The 22,452-nt window shown below is 42.0% G+C and carries 20 protein-coding genes and 1 pseudogene; 15 read left to right on the top strand and 6 right to left on the bottom strand.

Going from position 1 to position 22,452, the window contains the following annotated elements:
- Window positions 1-50: 50 nt before the first annotated feature.
- Complete coding sequence (locus tag ABC357_RS19845) at window positions 51-1,067, top strand: carbohydrate kinase family protein (protein ID WP_412889327.1); 1,017 nt, start codon at window positions 51-53, stop codon at window positions 1,065-1,067.
- Window positions 1,068-1,105: 38 nt separating this feature from the next.
- On the opposite strand, the gene ABC357_RS19840 is transcribed toward ABC357_RS19845, so the two are convergent.
- Window positions 1,106-1,915 carry a VOC family protein gene (locus ABC357_RS19840; RefSeq protein ID WP_412889326.1) on the bottom strand — a complete coding sequence of 270 codons (810 nt, stop codon included), beginning with the start codon at window positions 1,913-1,915 and terminating at the stop codon, window positions 1,106-1,108.
- A 203-nt stretch (window positions 1,916-2,118) separates the two neighbouring features.
- Between ABC357_RS19840 and ABC357_RS19835 the strand changes: the two genes are divergently transcribed.
- Complete coding sequence (locus tag ABC357_RS19835; RefSeq protein WP_412889325.1) at window positions 2,119-3,231, top strand: nitric oxide synthase oxygenase; 1,113 nt, start codon at window positions 2,119-2,121, stop codon at window positions 3,229-3,231.
- A 32-nt stretch (window positions 3,232-3,263) separates the two neighbouring features.
- Window positions 3,264-3,953 (top strand): annotated as a pseudogene (locus ABC357_RS19830) (nucleotidyltransferase domain-containing protein).
- Between the two features lie 26 nt (window positions 3,954-3,979).
- On the opposite strand, the gene ABC357_RS19825 reads toward ABC357_RS19830, so the two are convergent.
- Window positions 3,980-5,338 (bottom strand): amidohydrolase family protein, encoded by a 1,359-nt coding sequence (locus tag ABC357_RS19825; protein ID WP_412889324.1) that lies wholly within the window; start codon window positions 5,336-5,338, stop codon window positions 3,980-3,982.
- Window positions 5,339-5,618: 280 nt separating this feature from the next.
- Between ABC357_RS19825 and ABC357_RS19820 the strand changes: the two genes are divergently transcribed.
- Entirely contained in the window at window positions 5,619-5,855 is a 237-nt protein-coding gene (locus ABC357_RS19820; protein ID WP_412889323.1) for a transporter associated domain-containing protein, read from the top strand.
- A 48-nt stretch (window positions 5,856-5,903) separates the two neighbouring features.
- Here ABC357_RS19820 and pepT read toward each other — a convergent pair whose 3' ends face one another.
- Window positions 5,904-7,136: a peptidase T gene (gene pepT, locus ABC357_RS19815; protein WP_412889322.1), complete on the bottom strand. Its 1,233-nt coding sequence runs from the start codon at window positions 7,134-7,136 to the stop codon at window positions 5,904-5,906.
- A 276-nt stretch (window positions 7,137-7,412) separates the two neighbouring features.
- Here pepT and ABC357_RS19810 point away from each other — a divergent pair, with 276 nt between their 5' ends.
- The 7 genes from ABC357_RS19810 (at window position 7,413) to ABC357_RS19780 (ending at window position 12,969) form a co-directional block, all read left to right on the top strand.
- Window positions 7,413-8,078 carry a helix-turn-helix transcriptional regulator gene (locus ABC357_RS19810; RefSeq protein WP_412889321.1) on the top strand — a complete coding sequence of 222 codons (666 nt, stop codon included), beginning with the start codon at window positions 7,413-7,415 and terminating at the stop codon, window positions 8,076-8,078.
- A 23-nt stretch (window positions 8,079-8,101) separates the two neighbouring features.
- Window positions 8,102-8,482 carry a RidA family protein gene (locus tag ABC357_RS19805; protein WP_412889320.1) on the top strand — a complete coding sequence of 127 codons (381 nt, stop codon included), beginning with the start codon at window positions 8,102-8,104 and terminating at the stop codon, window positions 8,480-8,482.
- Between the two features lie 614 nt (window positions 8,483-9,096).
- Entirely contained in the window at window positions 9,097-9,720 is a 624-nt protein-coding gene (locus ABC357_RS19800; RefSeq protein WP_412889319.1) for a YdhK family protein, read from the top strand.
- Between the two features lie 209 nt (window positions 9,721-9,929).
- On the top strand, window positions 9,930-10,295 hold the full coding sequence (locus ABC357_RS19795) for a GntR family transcriptional regulator (protein WP_412889318.1): 366 nt from the start codon (window positions 9,930-9,932) through the stop codon (window positions 10,293-10,295).
- A 13-nt stretch (window positions 10,296-10,308) separates the two neighbouring features.
- Window positions 10,309-10,998, top strand: a complete 690-nt coding sequence (locus ABC357_RS19790) for an ABC transporter ATP-binding protein (RefSeq protein WP_412889317.1) — start codon at window positions 10,309-10,311, stop codon at window positions 10,996-10,998.
- The gene (locus tag ABC357_RS19785; protein WP_412889316.1) at window positions 10,995-11,795 is read left to right on the top strand and encodes a hypothetical protein; all 801 of its coding nucleotides are present in this window, start codon (window positions 10,995-10,997) and stop codon (window positions 11,793-11,795) included. Before ABC357_RS19790 ends, ABC357_RS19785 begins: the two co-directional genes overlap by 4 nt.
- Window positions 11,796-11,808: 13 nt before the next feature.
- Window positions 11,809-12,969 (top strand): hypothetical protein, encoded by a 1,161-nt coding sequence (locus tag ABC357_RS19780; protein ID WP_412889315.1) that lies wholly within the window; start codon window positions 11,809-11,811, stop codon window positions 12,967-12,969.
- Window positions 12,970-13,010: 41 nt separating this feature from the next.
- On the opposite strand, the gene ABC357_RS19775 is transcribed toward ABC357_RS19780, so the two are convergent.
- Complete coding sequence (locus ABC357_RS19775; protein ID WP_412889314.1) at window positions 13,011-13,850, bottom strand: formate/nitrite transporter family protein; 840 nt, start codon at window positions 13,848-13,850, stop codon at window positions 13,011-13,013.
- Between the two features lie 500 nt (window positions 13,851-14,350).
- Here ABC357_RS19775 and ABC357_RS19770 point away from each other — a divergent pair, with 500 nt between their 5' ends.
- The 3 genes from ABC357_RS19770 to ABC357_RS19760 all read left to right on the top strand — a co-directional run bounded on the left by ABC357_RS19770 (window position 14,351) and on the right by ABC357_RS19760 (window position 19,015).
- Entirely contained in the window at window positions 14,351-15,043 is a 693-nt protein-coding gene (locus ABC357_RS19770; protein ID WP_412889313.1) for a response regulator transcription factor, read from the top strand.
- On the top strand, window positions 15,021-17,237 hold the full coding sequence (locus ABC357_RS19765; RefSeq protein WP_412889312.1) for a sensor histidine kinase: 2,217 nt from the start codon (window positions 15,021-15,023) through the stop codon (window positions 17,235-17,237). The genes ABC357_RS19770 and ABC357_RS19765 overlap by 23 nt, the downstream gene beginning before the upstream one ends.
- A gap of 137 nt (window positions 17,238-17,374) precedes the next feature.
- The gene (locus tag ABC357_RS19760) at window positions 17,375-19,015 is read left to right on the top strand and encodes an aryl-sulfate sulfotransferase (protein ID WP_412889311.1); all 1,641 of its coding nucleotides are present in this window, start codon (window positions 17,375-17,377) and stop codon (window positions 19,013-19,015) included.
- Window positions 19,016-19,043: 28 nt separating this feature from the next.
- Here ABC357_RS19760 and ABC357_RS19755 read toward each other — a convergent pair whose 3' ends face one another.
- The gene (locus ABC357_RS19755) at window positions 19,044-19,652 is read right to left on the bottom strand and encodes a DedA family protein (protein ID WP_412889310.1); all 609 of its coding nucleotides are present in this window, start codon (window positions 19,650-19,652) and stop codon (window positions 19,044-19,046) included.
- A 174-nt stretch (window positions 19,653-19,826) separates the two neighbouring features.
- Between ABC357_RS19755 and ABC357_RS19750 the strand changes: the two genes are divergently transcribed.
- Entirely contained in the window at window positions 19,827-20,918 is a 1,092-nt protein-coding gene (locus ABC357_RS19750) for an SDR family oxidoreductase (protein ID WP_412889309.1), read from the top strand.
- A 29-nt stretch (window positions 20,919-20,947) separates the two neighbouring features.
- On the opposite strand, the gene ABC357_RS19745 is transcribed toward ABC357_RS19750, so the two are convergent.
- Window positions 20,948-22,204, bottom strand: coding sequence for a dicarboxylate/amino acid:cation symporter (locus ABC357_RS19745; RefSeq protein ID WP_412889308.1), 1,257 nt, complete (start codon window positions 22,202-22,204; stop codon window positions 20,948-20,950).
- Between the last annotated feature and the right edge of the window lie 248 nt (window positions 22,205-22,452).

Genomic DNA, 22,452 nt, shown 5'->3' with positions numbered 1-22,452 from the left:
GGCTTTTTCCTGCTATCAAAATAAATGTAAAAGAAAAAGAGGTTGCAAGAATGGGAAAAGTATATTGTATCGGTGAAGCATTAATCGATTTTATTCCTGAGCAAAAGGGGAAAGCATTGAAAGAAGTAGATACATTTGAAAAACTGCCTGGTGGAGCACCTGCTAATGTCGCAATTGCTGTTGCTAAATATGGAGGAACCGCTTCTCTTATCACTAAATTGGGGGAGGATGCTTTTGGCGATTTCCTGGTGGATATCCTAGTGGAGAATCAAGTGGAAGTGGATAAAGTTTTGCGTACAAATGAAGCGAATACAGGTTTAGCCTTTGTATCAGTCAAGGAAGACGGAGAGCGCGATTTTTCATTTTACCGAAAACCATCGGCAGATTTACTGCTATCAGAAGGTGAAATAGAAGAAAATTGGTTTTCGAATGATGATATTCTTCACTTCTGTTCGGTGGATTTAGTGGAAAGCCCTATGAAGTATGCCCATAAAAAAGCAATCTCTATTGTGAAGAGCAAGGGAGGGATTATCAGCTTTGACCCTAATATCCGTTTATCTCTTTGGGATGACCATCAAGAGTGCCAAAAAACAGTGCAGGAATTCTTGCCTCTCGCAGATATTGTTAAGATTTCAGATGAAGAACTTGAATTTATAACCGGAATAAAAGATACAAGCGAGGCTCTTAAGTCCTTATTCAAAGGCGATGTAAAAGCAGTCGTCTACACTAAGGGAGCAAAAGGGGCAGAATTGCTTCTGAAAAACGGCCAGTCATATGAATCATCCGGTTTCAAAGTGATTGTTTCCGATACTACGGGTGCAGGAGATGCCTTTATCGGCGGTTTGCTGTATGCATTATCCGCCCATCATGTTCAGTTGGCGAATCTGGAAAGCGTCCTTCATGAGCATCAGGAGGATATATTAGCTTTTGCAAACGCAAGCGGAGCCCTTACGGCATCGGTTAAAGGAGCAATCCATGCGGCACCGGCAAAAAAACATGTCTTGGATTTCCTCCATACACGTGTGGGGGAAAGCTTCCATAATCGTTTTGGGGTTATGAAACAATAGAAGAAATGGTAAAGAAGGCGGGAAGTTTTTCCCGCCTTTTACTGTTTGGCAATTACATAATGCCCGCCATGCACGGTGAAAGTATCTTCAGTAAGTGGGCTGTTCAATGTCAGCTTGAAAGGCTTTTCGCCTTTTTGTTCGAGGTAGTCCTGTCCGTTTCCTACATTCAGCGGGCTGCAAAATAAGAGTGTGCCTCCATCCAACTCAAGTGTTAAACAACTTGCCTGCAAGTCCTTATCTTCATATAGACTACCAAGTTTTCCGCCGAAGTACTTTTGCCATTTTTTCGCTGTTGCTTGTGCATCCTGTACGGCGATTGAAAGGTGGGATAGCTGTACATCTGCCGGGTGGGGAAGCAGGCTGCCTTGATTGATCAGATCCCGCCTTCTCTCTTCATCGCTTTCCTTCCATTGAATAATAAAGGGAAGATTTAAATTCCCTCCATCTCCTATAAAAAGTAAATCCCATTCCAATACCTTTCCGTCAGGGCGTTTTCGGCTGAGCGGATATGGGCCATGGACTTCCAAGCCAAGCCGCCGGAAATGGGTGGCTGCGCTTTCCATCTGTACAGTGCGGAGAGCAAAGCGCATAAATCCTTCGTTAAATTGCTGTTCGACAATCGATGCGTGCAGGCTATTGCGGGGATGGGCGCCATTAAGGACAAGTTCCCGGTCGTACGTCCCAAGGAATTCGATATAACTCAATCCAAAATAGCAAAGTGAGTTGTATGTACCGCTATTTACGTGTTGTCCTCCTTCGACAGCATGCAACCCGTGCGTCTTAAATTCCCCAATCATTTCGTTTGGGTCCGTTACATAATGGACCACATGGTCAAATTGAAATTTCACTTTCACATCCTCCTAACATGTACAATACAAAAAGCATTTCTAATTGAACTATAATTCAATTAGTCTACATAATCAAAAAAGATAGGGTTATTCTTTTCCATTGTTCACCAGTTAGCCACATGAATGAAGGGGAAGAGGCCTTATTGTTAGATTTTCCGAAAAGAGTGATAGCATAATGAAGTATAACGATGAAGGAGCATGCTATGAACGGATATAAAAATGACTTATACGAACAGGCCGTACGTTTTATTGAAGAGTGCTATTCGGAACTTGAAAGAACGGACGAAATAAGTGAACGGTCAGAAAAGATTCGCTTGGAAATAGAGAGTACAGGTACATATGAGCATACATTTGATGAGCTTGTCCACGGTGCGCGGATGGCTTGGAGAAACAGCAACCGCTGTATAGGGCGCCTCTTCTGGAGTAAATTGACTGTTATGGATGCCAGGGAAGCGAATGATGAAGAAGCTGTATTGAATGCACTGCTGCACCATATCGATTTTGCAACCAATGAAGGGAAGATTCGTCCTGTAATCACGGTATTCAAAAAGAATGAAATCAATAAAACTCCTATAAACATAATGAATCATCAATTGATCCGTTATGCGGGATATGAAAGTGATTATGGGGTGATCGGAGACCCCGCAAGCATTGCTTTCACTAATTATTGCAGGAGCCTTGGCTGGGAAGGGGAAAAAACGGCTTTCGATATTCTTCCATTGGTTTTTTCGGTAAACGGAAGGAAGCCGGTCTGGCGTAAGATTCCTATCGAGAAGGTAAAAGAGGTGCCAATCGAACACCCAGAAATGGATTTTTCGGGATTAGGGGTGAAGTGGTACGCTGTTCCTATCATTTCCGATATGGATTTAAAAATCGGCGGAATTACGTATGGGGCGGCTCCATTCAATGGCTGGTATATGGGAACGGAGATAGGGGCCCGCAATTTCGCAGACCCTGGCCGCTATCATCTGCTGCCCGCAGTTGCAGAAATTATGGGAATAGATACAGGAAGAAACGCCTCTCTTTGGAAGGATCGAGCTTTGACAGAGCTGAATGTAGCTGTTTTGCATTCATTTAATAATGAGGGCGTGTCAATTGTAGACCATCATACAGCGGCGCAGCAATTTCAATTATTTGAAAAACAAGAAGCGAGGGCCGGCAGAATGGTAACCGGGAACTGGGTCTGGCTGATTCCCCCTTTATCGCCGGCAACTACCCATATATTTCATAAGCCTTACCCAAATAAAGTGAAAACGCCTAATTATTTTCATCGGAAGGAATCCTACCCTCTTATAGTGAATAGAGGAGAGAGGTGATACAGATGGAGGGACAAAGGAAATTTACGGCAATGGAAGCAGCCGCTGCCCTAGTCGAGGAGAGATTTTTGGATTATGAGGCTGCCGTGCTTGCAGGCAGTATAGTCAGAGGGCAGGGAACAGACAGGTCGGATCTTGATATGGTTATTTTTGATAGCAGGGTGCTTTCTGCGTACCGGGAATCCTTTTTCTATAAAGGGTAGCCAATTGAGTTATTTGTGCATAACCGCTCAACCTACAACGAGTATGCAGAGGAAGATTGCAAAAGGGGCCGTCCTTCACTGCCTAATATGCTATCGGAAGGTATCGCCATACAAGGCAGTGGCTGGATCGAACCTATTCAGAAAGAAGCAAGGGATAGGCTGGCAGCCGGCCCGGAACCTTGGGATCAAACAACCATTCAAATGAAACGGTATTTTATCAGTGATGCCCTTGACGATTTTAAGGGCTCCATAGACTTGGAGGAGGATCTCATGATTGCAGGCACGCTTGCCTATCAGCTTCATGAGTTCACCCTTCGAACGAACAGGCAGTGGACAGGTGATTCCAAATGGATTATGAGGGCTTTGCGGAGATATGACGAGCCCTTTGCCGACCATTTTATCCAGGCTTTCGACACTTATTACAGGACTCGTGACAAGGAGGGGATCATCTCACTTGCCGAATCCATATTGGAGCCATACGGAGGATGTTTATTCGAGGGCTTTTCATCAGGGAAATAGGAAACAACCTCCTGACCGCCAGGAGGTTATTTGTTGTGGGAAGGAATAGGTTGGCACGAAGCTTCCCAATCGTTTATGAATTGGTTATAAGCTGATAGGGCCGCTTCCTCATCCGGTATTGCTTGGAATATTTCATCTTGAGTATAAAGCCGTCCGCCTTTTATGAGGTAACGGATCCTTTTTGTATTGGAGATATCATCAAGCGGATTTTTATCCAGAATAAGAATGTCCGCTTTCGCGCCTTCCTTTATTATGCCCAACTGATCCTGAAGATTTAAGGATTTGGCTGCTGCAATCGTAGTGGCCTGAAGAGCTTCCAAAGGACTGAAGCCTGCTTCCACAAACAATTCAAGCTCACGGTGCAGAGCCATACCCGGAAAAGTGAAAATCCCAGCCGGAGTATCGGTGCCAGCCACTACCACCCCGCCCATTCGATGATAGACAGCAGCAATTTTCTGGATATAGGAAATTTGCTTTCCTTGTGCCTCCAGCGCTTCTGTAAATGTCGATAATCGCGCCCACTGTTGGATTAATCCTGTATTTTCCTTGGCTTTTTCAATCACTGTTTGGTTAGGCTGCCATACATTAGCGGAATTCTTCATTTGGTCATATAAAACCATTGTCGGGCATAGTTTTACTTGATATGCCAATAGTTGTTTACATACTTGCTCAATCATCAGGATATCAGGATGCTCCCAATCAATGGCTTCCCATTCGGGTTGGCTTGCCTGCATATTCCATGAGGGATACAGGGCTTGAAGAATACCTGTGGCATGCTCAAACCACTTGACCCCTATTTCAGCAGCGTCCAACGCATTAACCTGAGTTGAATGCATCAAATCGCAGCTTACCTCTTTCCCGTGGAGGGAGGCCTCTTCAACAGTTGCTTCCATGACTTCTTTATTGAGCCAGCCGTAGACTTTAATAAAATCGGCGCCTGCTTCTACTTGCCTGCGCACTTCCTGGCGGGCTTCTTCCTGTTCGGATGTGTTGAAATTAAAGGGGCTGGTATCACCCCAAAGTCCAGGCGGGCCGTCAATCATTCTATCGGCGGTGATGATTCGCGGTGTTGGGGCGTCTTCCTGTGCATGTACCATTCTCTTTAGCTCAAGTACATTTCCAGCGCAGTTTCGTACAGTCGTTATACCTGCTGCTGTAAACAAAGGAGCAAATGTTTCCTTAATATGGACATGCATATCGATTAGGCCGGGGATTATATATGAATCTTGGAGATCTATTGTTTTGGTATCAGACGCTGTTTCTAGTTCACTGGAAGAAACTTGTGCGATCCGCCCATTAAGAATAAGAATATCTGATTGTTGGAGATGGCCGCTCTCCATATCGATCAGATGACCGCCTTTCAATAAGAGATGTTTTTTTTCCATGAGATAGAGGTCTCCTTCTCAAGTATTTAGATTAGATATTCGCTATTCTATCGGTAAAACCTTTAATTGGATAGAAATTCATTGCGTAGCCACTCATAACGATCATTCGCTTTTCACCAACAAATGTCAGCTGGATACATCTCGTTATTTATATATTAGAATAGTAATTAATGGATCTAATTGGAAAGTGCCAGTATCCTATCAGATGTTGGAGGTGGTTGGACATATGATGTCTTCTTGGATATCCGATTTTTTGATCATCCTGCTTTTTATTTAGCGGATGGTCTGCTCCGTCGAAGATCTGAAGCGAACTCTCCACTTCAAAGATCCGCTGCCTGGAGAGGAACGTCTTTCCTATCATACGCTGGCAGGTTTCCTTGTTTATTTGCTGGACGATTTGCAGAAGAAGGGCAGCAGGGTTAGGTGCCAGGGATATACATTTGAGGTGGTGGATTTGGATGGAAACCGAATTGACCAAGTCCTCATTCAAAAGATTCCCGGGCAGGAAGGTCAATAATACAATAAAGGGCACTCCATGGAGCGCCCTTTGTCATTCGTACAGCATTTATGCCTTTGCTTCAGTCAATGAAACGATTTCAATGATGACTTTCGTTGCTTTCAGCATGTTATCGACGGATGCGTATTCAAATTTACCGTGATAGTTTTCTCCGCCGGTAAAGATATTCGGAGTAGGAAGACCCATATAAGAAAGCTGAGAACCGTCCGTACCGCCGCGGATTGGCTCGATGACCGGTTCGATATCAAGGTTCTTCATGGCTTCGAATGCAATGTCCACGATATGGTGGACGGGCTTGATTTTTTCGCCCATATTGTAATATTGATCATTCATATCGAGGATAATGCGGTCTTTTCCGTATTTCTCCTGCATATCGGCTACTACTTTTTCCATAAAAGCTTTTCTGGCTTTGAATTTTTCCATATCGTGGTCGCGGATGATGTAGCTCATCTTCGTTTCCTCGACAGTGCCTTCGATACTTAGCAAATGATAGAAACCTTCGAAGCCTTCTGTATATTCAGGAGCTTCTTTTTCAGGGAACTTGCTGTTGAACTCGATTGCGATTTTATTGGAATTGATCATTTTATTTTTGGCGGTTCCAGGATGGACGTTCTTTCCTTTGATCGTCACTTCCACGCCTGCAGCGTTGAAGCTCTCATATTGCAATTCACCTAGCGGTCCGCCGTCCATTGTATAGGCATAATCAGCGTTGAAGGCTTTCACATCGAATTTATGCGGCCCGCGGCCAATTTCTTCATCCGGCGTGAAGGCGACCCTGATTTTTCCGTGCTTGATTTCAGGGTGTTTGATTAAATAGTCCATAGCAGTCATGATTTCCGCCATACCGGCCTTATCGTCCGCTCCAAGGAGAGTCGTGCCATCAGTTGTTATCAATGTATGGCCTTTATAGCCCGTAAGCTCTGGAAATTCCTTCGGTGAAAGCACTACGTTCAATTGTTCATTGAGTACAATATCGTTGCCGTCGTAGTTTTCCCATATTTGCGGTTTAACGTTAGCGCCTGTCATATCAGTGGCTGTATCGATATGCGCCAGAAAGCCGATTGTCGGTAATTCCTTATCGCTGTTTGATGGCAGTGTAGCCATTACATATGCATGCTCATCCATTGTGACATCTTCCATGCCCATCTGTTTCAATTCATCGACCAGTATGTTGGCCAAATCGAATTGTTTTTTTGTAGAAGGGCAAGTAGGGCTGCTTGCATCCGATTGTGTATCAACTTTTACGTATGTAATAAAGCGGTCAACTAATTCTTTTTTCATTGTAGCAACACTCCTTCTCCGTATACTTATTGATTTAGGATACGCATCTTTTCGAATTGGTTCCTTCATTTATTTTACCATGCCGGCTCATTGTAAATCATTTTATAGAGAATACTTTAATTGAAGGGAGAACAGGATGCATTGATTGGGATGATGAAATTTCCAAATAATTATTATTGTAATATAGATTTTTAAAATTTATACTCAACTTATAGTTGAGTGAATCAACTATTGGTAAGTAAAAAAGGCAGTAGATGAATAAGAATGGGGGCAGAAATGATGGAGCATGTGAACTTAAGTGAAGCTGATCATCAAATACTGGCATCGTATCAGGCCGTTATTGATGGCTTGGCTGACTTCTTGGGGGATTCAAGCGAAATCGTGCTGCATAGCCTGGAGGACTATCAGCATTCTGTTGTCCAAATCGCCAATAATCATCATACTGGACGTGAAATCGGAGCGCCGATCACCAATTTGGCCCTTCATATGCTGAAGGAAATAAATAGCCAGGACAATCAGCAATTTCAAAGCTATTTTACACGCAATAAGCAGAATCAATTGATGAAATCGAGTACAATGGTTATTTATGGAGAAAAAAAGAACATTATCGGTCTATTATGTATTAATATAAATTTAGACAGACCGTTCAGTGAAATCATGAAAACTTTTTCTCCGCAAGAAATTGTCTCAGAAAAACATGATGAATATTTTGCCTCCAATGTGGAAGAAATGATTCATGACATCATTCAGGCGACCATTGAGGAAGTCGATTCTTCGGCTGTATCGCATGCGAACAGAAATAAGCAGATTATTGCCATTCTCCATGAACGGGGCGTTTTCCAAATGAGGGATGCTGCCGGTATCGTGGCCAAGGCTCTGAAAATTACAAAGCATACTGTATATTTACATCTACGCAATCTTCAAGCGAAAGATGAAAAATAATTATATTAAAAGGAGTGTTGTACATGTTAGAAGTAATCAATACAACAAATGCACCAGCTGCAATCGGACCATACTGCCAAGGAATCAAAGTAGGAAATATGCTATATGCATCAGGACAAATTCCAATCAATCCTGCTACAGGAGAAGTTGTGGAAGGCGGAGTAACTGAGCAAGCGAAACAAGTAATGGAAAATGTAAAAGCAGTTCTTGCTGAAGCAGGTTCTTCTCTTGAGCAAGTTGTAAAAACAACATGCTTTATCGTTGATATGAATGATTTTGCAGCATTCAACGCTGTTTACGGAGAGTATTTCTCTGAGCACAAGCCAGCCCGCTCATGCGTTGCTGTTCGCGAATTGCCAAAAGGCGTACTTTGCGAAGTGGAAATTATCGCTGTAACTAAATAAGGGCAACAACCAAGAAAGCTGTTTTCGGAGTTATCCGGGAACAGCTTTTTTTAGTTGGCTTCATATGAAAATCCATCTTGTTCAAATCCAACGTGGGACTCTTCTTAAGCTTGTCGGGGGTAAACAGGCGCTTTTCGCTTTTGTTGTCATCCAGCTGCAAGCGCCACCCCCTCGAGGTCTTAAGCCGTGTCACTGTCAAAGGCAAAGAGCAGCCTTTGTCAGCGCCCCTTCTTAAGCTTGTCGGAGGTAAACAAGCGCTTTTCGCTTTTGTTGTCATCCAGCTGCAAGCGCCACCCCCTCGAGGTCTTAAGCCGTGTCACTGTCAAAGGCAAAGAGCAGCCTTTGTCAGCGCCCCTTCTTAAGCTTGTCGGGGGTAAACAGGCGCTTTTCGCTTTTGTAATTATGCAGTTTTTAAGGAGTTTTTGGTTTTAAGTTTATTTTTGCCTGTAGCGGGCATTTTAAAAGTATAGGTTAATCTGTTGAAGAAGGGGGTAAACTTTTTTATGTGTATCTGAACCGTTTGGCCAACGGTATCATTTATTGGTTTGGCGTCCTTTCGCCTTTAAATAGCAACAAAATACTTACAAAAAATAAAAAGAGCATGGAGGATTAACATGAAGAACAAGAAATTTCTAGCGGCGATATTCACATTGGTATTGGCTTTTGCATTGGCTGCTTGCGGCAATAATGATGATAATGATAAGACAAACAATAATGACAATGATAAAAACAATGTAACAGAAAACAACGATGGCAATATGGATAATGCCAATGATGAAGCAAACAATGCGGATGATAACATGGATATGCATAATGATTCCGGAGACGTTCCTAAGGATTTAAAGGCAGCTGAAAATCCTAAATATAAAGTGGGCGACGAGGTCATAGTAAAAGCGGACCATATGGAAGGCATGAAGGATGCTAAAGGAAAAGTGGTAGGAGCTTATGACACAACAGCTTATTCAGTGACTTATACACCAACAACAGGCGGAGACAAAGTAGAAAATCATAAATGGGTAATCCAACAGGAAATGAAAGATGCTGGAGATAAAAAACTAAACAAAGGCGACGAAGTAACATTGGAAGCTGATCATATGAAAGGCATGAAAGATGCTAAAGCGACTATTGATTCAGCTGAAGATACAACCGTTTATATGATTGACTATACACCTGCGGATGGCGGCAAAGAAGTGAAAAACCATAAATGGGTGACAGAAAGCGAATTGTCAGCTAAATAAGGAAAAACTCTATAAGCAAAAAGGCTTTACCCCAATGGGGTAAGGCCTTTTTTGCTGTTTGCATTATACCGAACAGCCGAGTGAAAAAAATTGGCTCTTTTTTTCTTTTATTACAAATTATGGTTTACAATTAGGTGTACTGATGTAATAATACACTCATACAATGTATTACTGGGTTAATACACACCTCAAAAAGAGGAGGGATATCGTTGAAACTGGAATTGAACAACAGAGAACCAATTTATGTACAGGTGATTACCTATTTTAAGGAACAGCTTGCGACTGGCCTGTTAAAGGCCGGCGATGAGATTCCATCAAGAAGGGAATTGGCTGTCACACTTAATATTAATCCGAATACAGTCCAGAAAGCGTATAAAGAAATGGAGGATTTAGAGTTGATCCAAACAGAGCGCAATTTTCCAAGCAAAGTCACTACGAATGAGCATTTGCTGCAAGGTATCCGGGTTCAATTGATTCAGGAAGCTACACAATTGTATATCGACAATATGAAAAGGATTAATGTACCGGTGGATGAAGTGGTCAAAGCAGTGAAGCAAATGTACGAGAAGAAATAAAGGAGGCGAGATAATGATCGAGGTTAAAGGCATTTCCAAAAAATACAGAAGGAAACAGGTGCTGAAGGACGTTTCCTTTACAGTAAAGAAAGATGAAATCACTTGCCTGATCGGAGTGAATGGAATTGGAAAATCAACGGTAATGAAATCAATCATGGGTCTGACGCCTTTTGATAGGGGAGATATCGTTGTAGATGGAAGCAGTATCAAAAAAGAAAGAAGGAGCAATCTTTCCTTTATTCCCGATCATTTGACTATGCCTCCTTCCATGACCATTAAACAGGTCTTTCAATTTTTGATCGATTTCCATGGCAACTGGAACGATGAACGAGCGGAGGAATTAATGGACTATTTCAATCTGCGCTATGAAGAAAAGTTGCGGAATCTATCGAAGGGGAATGCTGCGAAGCTGAATCTGCTCATCGGCCTGTCATTCGACAATGATTACGTACTGATGGATGAACCTTTTTCAGGGATTGACTTATTTGCCAAAGAAAAAATTAGGCACCTGATGACCTCGGAGTATCTCGAAGGAAAAGGAGTTTTGCTGACGACCCATGAAATCGATGAGGTGGAGCATTTGCTCGATCGAGTGTTGATCCTCGATAGGGGAGTCATTATAGAAGATTTTTATACAGAGCAGCTGAGGATGGAGGAAGGCAAGTCAGTGGTTGATAAGCTGAGGGAGGTACAGAGCAAATGATGTTTTTAAAGCTATTGGATTTTGAGATGAAAAGGATCTGGAAACTTTTTGCCTGTTTGACTGTTCTTTTATTGATTGTGCAACCCATTGCTGCCGCCGTCCGTTCATTACAATATCTGAATCGGTGGAATGAAGCGAGCCGTAACGGTGACTTTATCGAGCAAGTTGCTTTAGGCAGAGTAACACAAAACGTCTTTTTTTATTTTCCCTTTGTCCTCATCATTTTAGGGTTACTTATATACACTTTTTTGATTTGGTACAGAGACTGGTATGGGAAAAACAATGTAGCCTACACATTGCTCATGCTGCCAGGGAACCGGATGAATCTTTTCTTTGCCAAGGTAGTGAGCATCATTGTCTATTTCTTATGCGCTGTCGTGATACAGATGGCCATGTACTTTATTGTTAACCCCATTTTTAAATGGATTATACCTGTATCTGGCCGGTTGGATGGTACGCTGAGAAGTTGGATAGGCAATGATCCTTTATTTTATATTATTGTGCCGGTGAATGTGACTAACTTTCTGTTTTTATACATACTGGGAATAAGCTTGCTCTTGGTCATTTTTACTGGTATTTTGCTTGAAAGAAGCTATGGGATGAAAGGAATTATACTGACTGCACTGTACGTGCTCATAGCATTCGGATTTATCATTTTGCCTTTTGTTATCCATTCAATGGTTATAACCCTTTATCCAGCCGAAATGAAAATTATTTATGCTATATCGGTGATAGTGATCATTGTTTCAGCTATTGCCATCAGTACAAGGCTCATAAACAAAAAAGTGACGGTGTAGGAGGATAGACAAAATGAAAAAATATGTATTTTCCGCTTTGGCAGTCGCCATACCTGTCATCATGTTGGCCATTTATTATATTCAATGGAATATAAACGTTAAAGCCTATGACAAAATCAGCCTAGAAACGATATCGGGCAATAAAGATGAGATGAAGCATATAGAAGTGAACGGTACACTGACTGCTGAAAATAGCCTTTATTTTATGGAGGTAAGCAGAAAAGGAACGTCTGTAAAAGCGCAATCTTTTTATGAAACACTCTTTGACGGACATAAACCTTATGAACGTGACGAAGAACGAGAAAGAAAGAAGCTATACCGTTCCTTTATGAGAGGGAAGGGCAGCGACTTGCTTGTTGAAACGAAAGACCAGCTCATATATGTAAACCCCTTTAGAAAAAGTCAGTATACGAAAATCCGTCTTTCAGTCCTCGATAAAAATAATAAACAAGAAAAAGAGGTGGCTGTAGAGCTGCCTAAAGAACTGCAGGATAAGAAAGCTTTGTCAGTGAGTGCATTTGACTTACAATCATCAGAGGCACAATTCCTTCTTACAGCTACGGACAGCCAAAAGAGGGAAATCGTGATGCTGACCGCCGATTTAAAAGAAGGTACGGTGATGAAAACCAAATCATTGCTTAACGTGCCGAAGAAAAAAGGGGACAGAACGATTGAAATAGAGCCAATCTACCGATCATTAAAAGATCGGCAAGGAGAGAAATCTAGACAGTCGGCATACTTTTCCATTACGGAATCCGTTCGTACGCCAGTTGAAGACGGAGGGGAGAGTGTGAAGTACATGAGCAAAACGGTGTATAAGGCAGCAAACGGCTTTAATGCTGTTGAAAAGGTATATGAGCAGTCCGGAAATGATGCAGAGGCTGATATTTTTCAAAGTGATGAATGGTTATTGATCCATCAATATGATAAGGATGAAATCAAGGTTTTTAACACAGAGACAAAGGAGGCTACTCTCTTTTCTTCCTCTAAATTCATCGGACCCTATCCGTTTATCTTAAACGGAAAGCTATATGAAGTGAATAACAGCATGAACCAGAAATCCATCCATATACGTGTCACAGACATACAATCCAAAAAAGTAACCTATGAAGGCGAAATCAATCCGCCGCATCATGCCGCAGTATCATTGAATGAAATAATGGTTAATCAATAAAGAAAGAGCTCACCCTAAAAAAGGTGAGCTCTGTTAACTTCTTATTTTTCCTGTGCTTTATCAAATTGGACCACTTGGCCGTTCTCTTCCACTTCAATTTCTTCGTCCTTGAAGAATGGCTTGTTCACATAGAAGTAATACATGCCCATGAAGACGGCGCCGCCGATAATATTTCCGATAGTGACCGGAATTACATTGTGGATTGCACCGGCAAATGTAATTGTTTCGGGATGCGGAGATACCAAGGCAACCGCAAAAGTACTCATATTAGCGATACTGTGCTCATAGCCGGAAATGAAGAATCCGAATACTAGAAGAATCATCGTAAAGATTTTTGGCCCGTCGCCTTTTAGGTTCATTGGAATGAAGAAGGCTAAGCAGACCAGCCAGTTACATAGGATAGATCTGAAGAAAAGTTCCATTGTCGGCGCATTCATTTTTTTCTCTGCTACGCTCATTAGGAATCCGTTGACTGAATGGTCCTGAAAAAGGCCTGTCGCATAAATGAAATAAGCGAATGCAATCGCACCGATTAAATTGCCGCCATAAGTGGCAGCCCACATTTGCAGGACTTTCATCCATTTCATTTTGCCGCGCAATGCTGCATAGGTGAAATAGAATGTATTCCCTGTGAATAAATCGCCGCCTCCGTACCAGATCATAATGATGGCTGCCCCGAAAGTGACAGCTGCGATCGGATAGGCTACAGGACTGTGCTCTGCATAGAATAAGTTACCTGATTTAAAGGCGATGATAACGCCGAAACCAATGAATGCACTGGCTAAAATAGCTCGCAGTATATAGCGCAGAATACTTTGGTTGAATATTTTTTGTTTTTTCAAAGCGCAAGCTTCGACTTCGCGTAATGCTTGATTTTCCATAACAACGCTCGCTTCCAATCTTATTTAGTATTTAGTTTGACCTGCAGCTCTCAAATTATGTGCAGAGATTGATGTGAAAAAGTGAGCAAACAAGCAAACAAGCTTATTGTTACCTATTTCACAAGTGGTAAGACAAATAATTGCTGAAACCTTCAAAAACTACACCTAATCTTATCATTTTTATATGGGGGGAGGAAGGGTCAGGATGGAATTACCAGCGCTTACAACTTGACAAATTGGTGACTTATTGTAAACGCTTTCATATAAATGGATATATGAAAGGAATTTTTGGGAGCAAAACGGAAGAGCATTTTATGGTGGCCATCAAATAGGACTGTGATACATCGGATTTCTATAGCAATCCCTAAAAGATCCCGTTATAAAACGGCTAAAAATAAGAAAATCTTAAGATTTCTTATGATGTTGTATTAAGATTTGCCGGTTACATTAAAACTAAGAAACGTGAATGTTATACTTTCTGTGAAGGGAGTTGTAAGAGAATGACAACATTTAATGTATTGGTAGTGGATGATGACCAAGATATCCGTGATGGAATTGAAATATATTTAAGAAATGAAGGTATACACGTGATCAAGGCAGCTGATGGAATAGAAGCCTTGGAAAAATTGAGCGAGAATACAATCCATTTGATTCTTCTCGATATTATGATGCCGAAGATGGATGGAATATCGACAACATTTAAAATTAGGGAAAACAAGAATATCCCTATTATTATGTTAAGCGCGAAAAGTGAGGATACAGATAAGGTGCTAGGGCTTCAAATAGGGGCGGATGATTATGTGACAAAGCCGTTTAATCCGTTGGAATTGATAGCGCGTGTCAAATCCCAGCTGCGCAGGTATGTGACACTCGGTACATACGAAGGTATAAAAAAGCAGATTGATCTGCACGGATTGACTTTGGACGAGGATGCCAAGCAGGTGGCTGTCAATGGGGATCCGATCAAACTGACACCAATCGAGTACCGGATAGTCGAATTATTGATGAAGAATGCAGGCCGGGTATTCTCGATAAATGAAATATATGAATTGGTTTGGAATGAACCGGGCTATAATGCGGAAAATACGGTGGCTGTGCATATCCGGAAGATACGGGAAAAGATTGAAATCGACCCGAAAAATCCGAGATTTTTAAAGGTGGTTTGGGGAATTGGATACAAAATGGAAAAATAATAAAAAGCTAGGCTGGTCTATTCTTCTTATGGTAATCGGCTTTTCTTTCCTGCTGATGATCATTAATTCTGAGCCATCCGCCTTGAAAGGCAACTATTTTCAATCAAGCTCATTCATGACTCAGTACAGCAGTTATATGGATCGGCTTAAGCTGGCCGTTCTAGGGGATTATACAGAGGAAAATCTGGAGAAGAGGATTGTGGTAACCGAGGATGACATCAATCAGCACCGGTATGAATACGGCGACCTTGGGCAGCAGATGCAAAACATCAAAGATCAATATGCCAGCAAAATCAATCAGGCTGAAGATAACGGGGATAAGCAATTAGCTGATATCTACCGAAAAGAACGGGATCAAAAATTAGAGGATATCACATTGAATTTTACAAGCGATGAGCATGTGAAGGAAAAGATCCTCTCCCAAAGGAAAAAAGTAATCGAGAATGCGATGGAACAGATAAGCAGCGAAAAGGAAATATTCCCATCTGATATATATGGCTTCGAGTATTACTTTAAAGATATGAAGACTGGAAAAATCTTTACTTCGTTGAGTCCCGATAAGCAGAAGAAGTATAAGGATTATTTTACGGATGAAAAAAATATGCTCTTCTTTGAAGATTACGGCGTGAATAATAAGTCGCTAATGTATATGGAGAATAACCCATTTTATTATAGCCAAAATTATGATCAGCAAGTGGATTTAAAGAATGAGAGAAAAGTATATCAAGGCTTCGTGGGTTTCCCTAAAAATGCAGCGGCTGCTTCGCCGATCATGCAGGAATATAAGCAATATGAATCCATTACAATTGTTTATCGTGTTTTGGCTGTAGCCGGCGCACTTTTGTCTCTAATCGGATTAGCTGTATATGTAAAATCCGCTTTTTGGAGAGTCGAACAAGGGGCGGCTTTAAGAGCATACGACCGAATACCGGTTGATGTGAGAATAGCGGCTCTCTGTCTGGCGTGTATGTTCATTTTCTTTTCTTATCATTTTTATGCAGGAACGGATTTAAGTTTTAGGGAGCTCATCAAGATGGGTTTCACGGCTCTGTACTTCATGGCAGTGACTGCCTTTATCATCTTGCTGTTTACACAGATTATCCTTTGCTTCATGAAGAAGGGACTGGAAAAGGAATGGCAGGATTCATTCGTATATCGATTGTATTCCGCTTTGCGGAACGTGTTCCTGAATATGCATATGGCTGTTCAGCTGTTCCTGCTTCTAATCATTGTATTCGGGATGGGCATGGGCTTCATTCTAGCGTTTATTGTCTTCAATGCCTCAATGGATTTAGTCGTGCTGTACTTTATAATGTGCCTTTTCATAGGCCTTCCCGCCTTGTATTTGATATTCAAGCAAATAGGGAATCTGAACAGAATCATGTTGATGGTAAATGGCTTATCAAGAGGGTACCAGGAGGATGACATAAAGATCAGAGGTACATCTCCGATCGCAAAGATGGCCAGGGATGTTAATACGTTGAAAAGTGGTATTCGCTCATCGCAGACAGCCCAGGTGAAAAGTGAACGGCTGAAGACGGAGTTGATCACAAATGTCAGCCATGATCTGCGGACTCCTTTAACAAGTATTATTACGTATACAGATTTGCTGAAGTCCAGTGATTTAAGTGAAGATGATCGAAAAGCCTATATTGATATTATTGACCGGAAATCGAAACGACTGAAAGTGCTGATTGAGGATTTATTTGAAGCATCCAAGATGGCGACGGGCAATATTGAGCTGGACAGACGGAATGTAGAGCTTGTGCAAATGCTTCAGCAAACCTTGGCTGAGCATAACGAGGGCATCGAATCATCGAATCTTATATTCCGTGTAGTAACTGATGAACAGCCGATTAACGCATATGTGGATGGGCAAAAGTTGCACCGGGTATTCGATAATTTGATTGTCAATGCACTTAAATATTCATTGCCGCATACAAGAGTATATATTTCTATGCTGAATAAAGAGAATACAGTCGAAATTTCCTTCAAGAATATTTCGCAATATGAAATGGGAGGGAATATCGATGAATTGTTTGAACGTTTCAAGCGGGGCGATACTTCCCGGCATACAGAAGGTTCGGGGCTTGGGCTTGCGATAGCCAAAAGTATTATTGATCTCCATGGAGGGGAACTAAATCTGGATGTGGATGGCGACTTATTTAAAGTAACCATCATTCTATCTAAATAAAGCGGCCTGCTTCCTGACCAGGAAGCAGGTTTTTCAATGAATCTATATTTTTACGAATCTTTTCATCGTTTCTTCCGAATTTGGTATCAATTCATTCAAGTCTCTTTCCTATAGTGAAAGGAAAGAGGTGACTAGAAGTGAAAAGGAAGCGAGTGTTGGCTTTAAATATACTGGCTGTTTGTTTGTTTGCGGCGCTTCTTCTTCTATCTGTTGGTGATGAAGGGGCCGTGGAGTCAGACAAGGAAGGAAAAGATAGGGAAGCTGTTATGAATACGAAGTTGATTGAAGAGCAAAAAAAAGTGGAAACGTTGATTCAGAAGAAAAGCAAGGGAAGCACACTAGATAGCCCCTATGTTCAATTGAACCCGTATGGAACATCCCCATTGGCTGCTATAGCTGTTTTCGGGACAGATGAACCAGCACAGATTACCATTACGGTTAAAGGGAAAAAAGGAGGGCAATCTATTTCGCAGACATTCAAAGGTTTTTCACGGGAGCATGAAATACCTATATTAGGCCTTTATGCAGACTATAATAATCAAATAGAAGTGAAAGCCGTTTCTGAATCAGGCGGAGTATCAGTCAAGAATATGGAGATACAGACGGATAAATTGCCGGATAAACTGCCTTCTGTCACGATCAAAACAAAGAATCAGGACCTACTTAAGTCTGCAGAAAACGATTTGACATTCGCTATTTCCAGCACAAAGTATTCATATGGATTCGATGGGGAAGGGGAAATTCGGTGGTATAGTACCCGCTACAACAGCCATGTCCTTCAGGAACTTTCCAATGGCCATATTCTTTTTCTGAGCAAGGATAGCAATGATGGGGACACGTACAATGAGCTGCTCGAAATGGACTATACCGGAAAACTATATCATGTGTATTCCATGGGGAAAGAGCTTTCTATACAGGAATCTGAAGGGGTGGAGAGTACGGTCATCCACCATGACGCCATCGAATTGCCTTCAGGAAATCTGTTGTTGACGATCAATGATGGAAGTGGCTATGTGGAAGATACAATGATAGAGATTGACCGCCATTCAGGCAAGACCGTTAAAACAATCGATTTAAAGGAGTTATTGCCGGCATCATTTTATACAAATTACGCCAGTACAAAAAGGGATGACGGCAAGATCGATTGGTTTCACCAAAACGCAGTCGTCTATGATGAAAGCGACAAGAGCCTCATCGTTTCTGGAAGAAATCAAGACACTATCATGAAGATTGATTATGAGAGCGGTCAAATCAAATGGATTTTGGCAGACGGGGAAGGTTGGCCAAGCGAATACAGAGATTTATTGCTTACATCAGAGGAAGCAGATTTTAAATATCCGGGGGGCCAGCATGCGCCTGCTATTTTGCCGGACCTTGACGGAAATGAAGATACCATTGATTTGCTTGTATATGACAATAACGTGGCTGTCAGCAGAGGCGATGAAGACCTTTCTAAAACGTATAGCGAGGCTGTGCATTATCGGATCAATGAAAAGGAAAAAAAGATTGAAACCGTTTGGTCATATGGAAAAAGCCGAGGCGAAAATTATTTCACCAATATTATCGGAAGCGCCCGCTTCTTGAATGAATCAGGAAATGTATTAATCAGTTTCGGTTTCCTAAAAGGAGGAAAGGAAAGCCACATCGTTGAGGTGGAACATTCAAAGTCGGAAAAAGTAGTGTTCGAAGCGGTTATTTCTGATTTTCCTACCGGTTCCTGGGCCTATCGGGCTGAACGGAGGGCCTTATATCCCGAGGGTTGGAATTGGTCCCTTTAGAGTAAAGAGTGGTTAGCGCCACTCTTTTTCATTTGTTTCCCCGTTTACGGAAATACCAGATACAAACAAGAAAGAAAAGAACGGCGATCAACATATAGATGGCAGTAGAGAAGACATCCATATATGCCACGATGTCCTGCCAATTCGACCCTACTGCGGCTCCCAAGCGGACTAATACGGTATTCCAAATGAGTGTCCCGACTGTTGTGAGGAGTAGAAATAAGGGAAAATTCATGCGCGACATCCCGGCTGGTATGGAAATCAGGCTGCGGATAAGCGGAATTAGGCGGCAGAAGAGGACAGTCCAAATGCCGTACTTTTGGAACCAGTTGTCCGCTTTAGTTAAATCATCCCGTGATAGCCTCAGAAATTTTCCATATCGGTCAATGACACTCCCCATTCTTTCTACATCCAGCGCTAGCCCAATTCCGTAAAGAATAACTGCCCCGATCACAGAGCCGGCGGTAGAAATGAGGACAACGCCTGTGATGGTCAGTGTAGTACTATTGGTCATGAATCCACTGAACGTAAGGATTACTTCAGATGGAATCGGCGGAAAGATATTCTCTATGGCGATCAGCATGAAAATGCCGAAGTACCCGTAATGTTCGACTAATTGAATAATCCAAGCTTCCATAATGGTCATTTTCTCCTTTGGACTTTTATGTGATTAATATATGAGACAAGCAGGCTGAATATGTGGAGCCGATTCACCCGGGCGTGAAAATCGACAGAAAGAAGGATTACCGGAGCTTCCTGAAGAAAGTATTATCATCAGAATATCAGTGATTTGCTAGGGGGAGAAGAATGGATGGAGCATATATATTTCGTTACTGGATTTCCGGGATTCATTGCTACACGATTGATTAAAGAACTGATTAGGAATGATGAGCAGTTTAAACGGGCTTACTTATTGGCATTGCCAGCCTTTGTTGAAAAGGCAGAGAAAGATGCCAAAGGAATGGAGAAGGAACTTAAGCTGCTGGAAGGCTCATTGCATGTCGTCCCGGGGGATATAACAAAACCCGGGCTGAATCTTGGCCAAACGGGGCAATTCCAGGAAGTGACGCATGTTTTCCATTTGGCTGCCATATACGATTTGGCTGTGCCGAAAGATGCCGCTTATCTTGTCAATGTAACGGGCACTGACAATGTGAATAACTGGGTTCTTAGCCTTCAGAATGTAAAAAGGTATGTGTATTTCAGTACTGCCTATGTCGCTGGGACGCGGGAAGGCCTTTTAAAGGAGAATGAGTTGGTCAGGCCTCCGGCTTTCAAAAATTATTATGAAGAAACAAAATATGAAGCAGAAGTTTTGGTGGAGAAACTGAAAAGTGATGTTCCAGTTACCATTATCCGCCCAGGAATAGTGAAGGGGCATTCCGTAACCGGTGAAACAGTCAAATTTGACGGTCCATACTTTATATTGAATACGCTAAGGTCATTGAAAAAATGGTTGCCTATCGTGCCGTATATCGGAAGATCTACCTCGAAAATAAATCTTGTGCCTGTCGATTATATCATCCAATCGGTTTCTTTTTTGGCCTTATACGGTCCGGCAGCAGGAAAAACGTATCATTTGACGGATCCGAATCCTTACTCCGCAACGGAGATATATGAAATGTTTGCTCTTGAAATGTACGGAAAAAAACCGAAAGGAACATTGCCGCTTTCAATATGCAGGACATTTCTTTCATTTGCGCCTTTCCGCAAATTTCTCCATACAGAAAAGGAAACCATTGATTATTTCACCTGGAAGGGGAATTTCGATGCGTCACAGGCTGTGGCCGATTTAGCCGATGCGGGAATCAGTTGTCCAGATTTCAAGGACGGAGTGCCGTCAATGGTCCAATTTTATAAAGAAAATCAGCATAATAAACAATATCAAGTTGCGATTAAATAAAAAAAATGGCTCAATGTGAGCCATTTTTTTTATGCATGTGACATGGCTCTTTTCAGCCAATCTTTTCCTTCTACTAAACGAGTGACCATCATGGCGCATACAGTGTTGCCTGTCGAATTTAGCAGAGTAGCCGGAACATCGATGATGGTAGAAATAACAGCGATGATCGGCAATGCTTCAGCAGGGAATCCGAAAATGCTGAGAATCAACATTTCTCCAATCATTCCTCCGCCAGGGATAGCCCCCATTACGGCCCCTACGAGAAACGAAACGGCAAGTATGCTAAGAATGCTGGAGACGCTGGTCATATCTTTGCCGAACAAGGCAAACAGAAAGACAACCTTCATCACGCCGCCGACGACAGAGCCATCTTTGTGGATGTTGGCGCCGAGCGGTATAACCGTTTCGGCAATATCTGGTGTAACCCCCATTTTCTTAGTCGCATCTAAGTTAACTGGGATGCAAGCAGCACTTGAGCATGTGGCGATAGCTGTTACAGATGGAGGCAAAGCATTTTTCCAAAATACTGATACGCCGAGTCTTCCACCTGCAAAAAACGCATAAAGCGTAAAGAAGCCAATAAAATAGATGACAGATATAACAAGGTATAACACAAACGTTCTCGCATATCCTTCTAAAATAGAGGCTCCGAGGTCGCCGACAACAGATGCAAAATAACAGCCTAGACCGATCGGAGCATAATACATGATGAAGGAAACCATTTTCATCATCACTTCTGTTCCTGATGCTAGGAACGCTGCTACCGGAGCTCCCTTTTCTTTAGACATGGCTGTAGCCAAACCGAAAAGGATCGAGAAGATAATCAACTGCAACATGTTGCTTTTAGACAGCAACAATGAAAAATCCGTTACGGTAAATGTTTGTACTACACGGGCAAGGAATGACATATCTTCGGGCTGTTCAGCCGGATCGACAGATGTCATTAAATCCTTGATGGCGGAAACATCGGTATGCTCCAACGGGTTAACGATGGAAACACCTACAACTCCCAATATAGCGGAAATGGAAGCGGTTATGAAAAAGACAAGTATAATGCTTCCCATAATTTTTCCGAGGCGTCTCATTTCAGTCATATTGGCGATAGCTGAAGCGATGCTGAAGAACACAAGCGGGATGATTAGCATGAACATCAGGTTCAAGAATAAATCCCCAAAAGGCTGTACCACATGGGCCTTCGGACCGAACACCACCCCTGCAATTCCGCCAAGGATGATTCCAAGAAGCAAAATAATCGTCATTTTATAATTAGCAAAAAACTTCTTCAAGATGATTCCATCCTTTCTTGCGATAATGAATATTTTTGTCCTGCATTTTGCTTTCCTAAAATAACATTATATAACAAATTAGTGTGAGAGGGGAGCTTTTTAGGAAATCAATGAATAACAAAGAAGAAACTCAAATAAATTACCATATAACGACTTTCAGGATAAAGACTCACAGATTCTAAGTTTGTTAGGCTGACTAACGAATGAAGGAAGGGGAAGCATGTGGAACGAGGCTGCCAAAAAGGAAG

The sequence above is a fragment of the Bacillus kalamii genome (assembly GCF_047238185.1).
Lineage (GTDB): Bacteria > Bacillota > Bacilli > Bacillales > DSM-1321 > Bacillus_AD.
This window is presented reverse-complemented; position numbering and strand designations above follow the sequence as displayed.

Bases quoted from the DNA above. Each gene is read 5' to 3' on its own strand.
- pepT (WP_412889322.1), bottom strand. From the start codon at position 7,136: ATGAAAAAAGAATTAGTTGACCGCTTTATTACATACGTAAAAGTTGAT.
- ABC357_RS19810 (WP_412889321.1), top strand. From the start codon at position 7,413: ATGATGGAGCATGTGAACTTAAGTGAAGCTGATCATCAAATACTGGCA.
- ABC357_RS19770 (WP_412889313.1), top strand. From the start codon at position 14,351: ATGACAACATTTAATGTATTGGTAGTGGATGATGACCAAGATATCCGT.
- ABC357_RS19835 (WP_412889325.1), top strand. From the start codon at position 2,119: ATGAACGGATATAAAAATGACTTATACGAACAGGCCGTACGTTTTATT.
- ABC357_RS19785 (WP_412889316.1), top strand. From the start codon at position 10,995: ATGATGTTTTTAAAGCTATTGGATTTTGAGATGAAAAGGATCTGGAAA.
- ABC357_RS19755 (WP_412889310.1), bottom strand. From the start codon at position 19,652: ATGGAAGCTTGGATTATTCAATTAGTCGAACATTACGGGTACTTCGGC.
- ABC357_RS19750 (WP_412889309.1), top strand. From the start codon at position 19,827: ATGGAGCATATATATTTCGTTACTGGATTTCCGGGATTCATTGCTACA.
- ABC357_RS19780 (WP_412889315.1), top strand. From the start codon at position 11,809: ATGAAAAAATATGTATTTTCCGCTTTGGCAGTCGCCATACCTGTCATC.
- ABC357_RS19790 (WP_412889317.1), top strand. From the start codon at position 10,309: ATGATCGAGGTTAAAGGCATTTCCAAAAAATACAGAAGGAAACAGGTG.
- ABC357_RS19820 (WP_412889323.1), top strand. From the start codon at position 5,619: ATGGTCTGCTCCGTCGAAGATCTGAAGCGAACTCTCCACTTCAAAGAT.
- ABC357_RS19845 (WP_412889327.1), top strand. From the start codon at position 51: ATGGGAAAAGTATATTGTATCGGTGAAGCATTAATCGATTTTATTCCT.
- ABC357_RS19825 (WP_412889324.1), bottom strand. From the start codon at position 5,338: ATGGAAAAAAAACATCTCTTATTGAAAGGCGGTCATCTGATCGATATG.
- ABC357_RS19800 (WP_412889319.1), top strand. From the start codon at position 9,097: ATGAAGAACAAGAAATTTCTAGCGGCGATATTCACATTGGTATTGGCT.
- ABC357_RS19775 (WP_412889314.1), bottom strand. From the start codon at position 13,850: ATGGAAAATCAAGCATTACGCGAAGTCGAAGCTTGCGCTTTGAAAAAA.
- ABC357_RS19805 (WP_412889320.1), top strand. From the start codon at position 8,102: ATGTTAGAAGTAATCAATACAACAAATGCACCAGCTGCAATCGGACCA.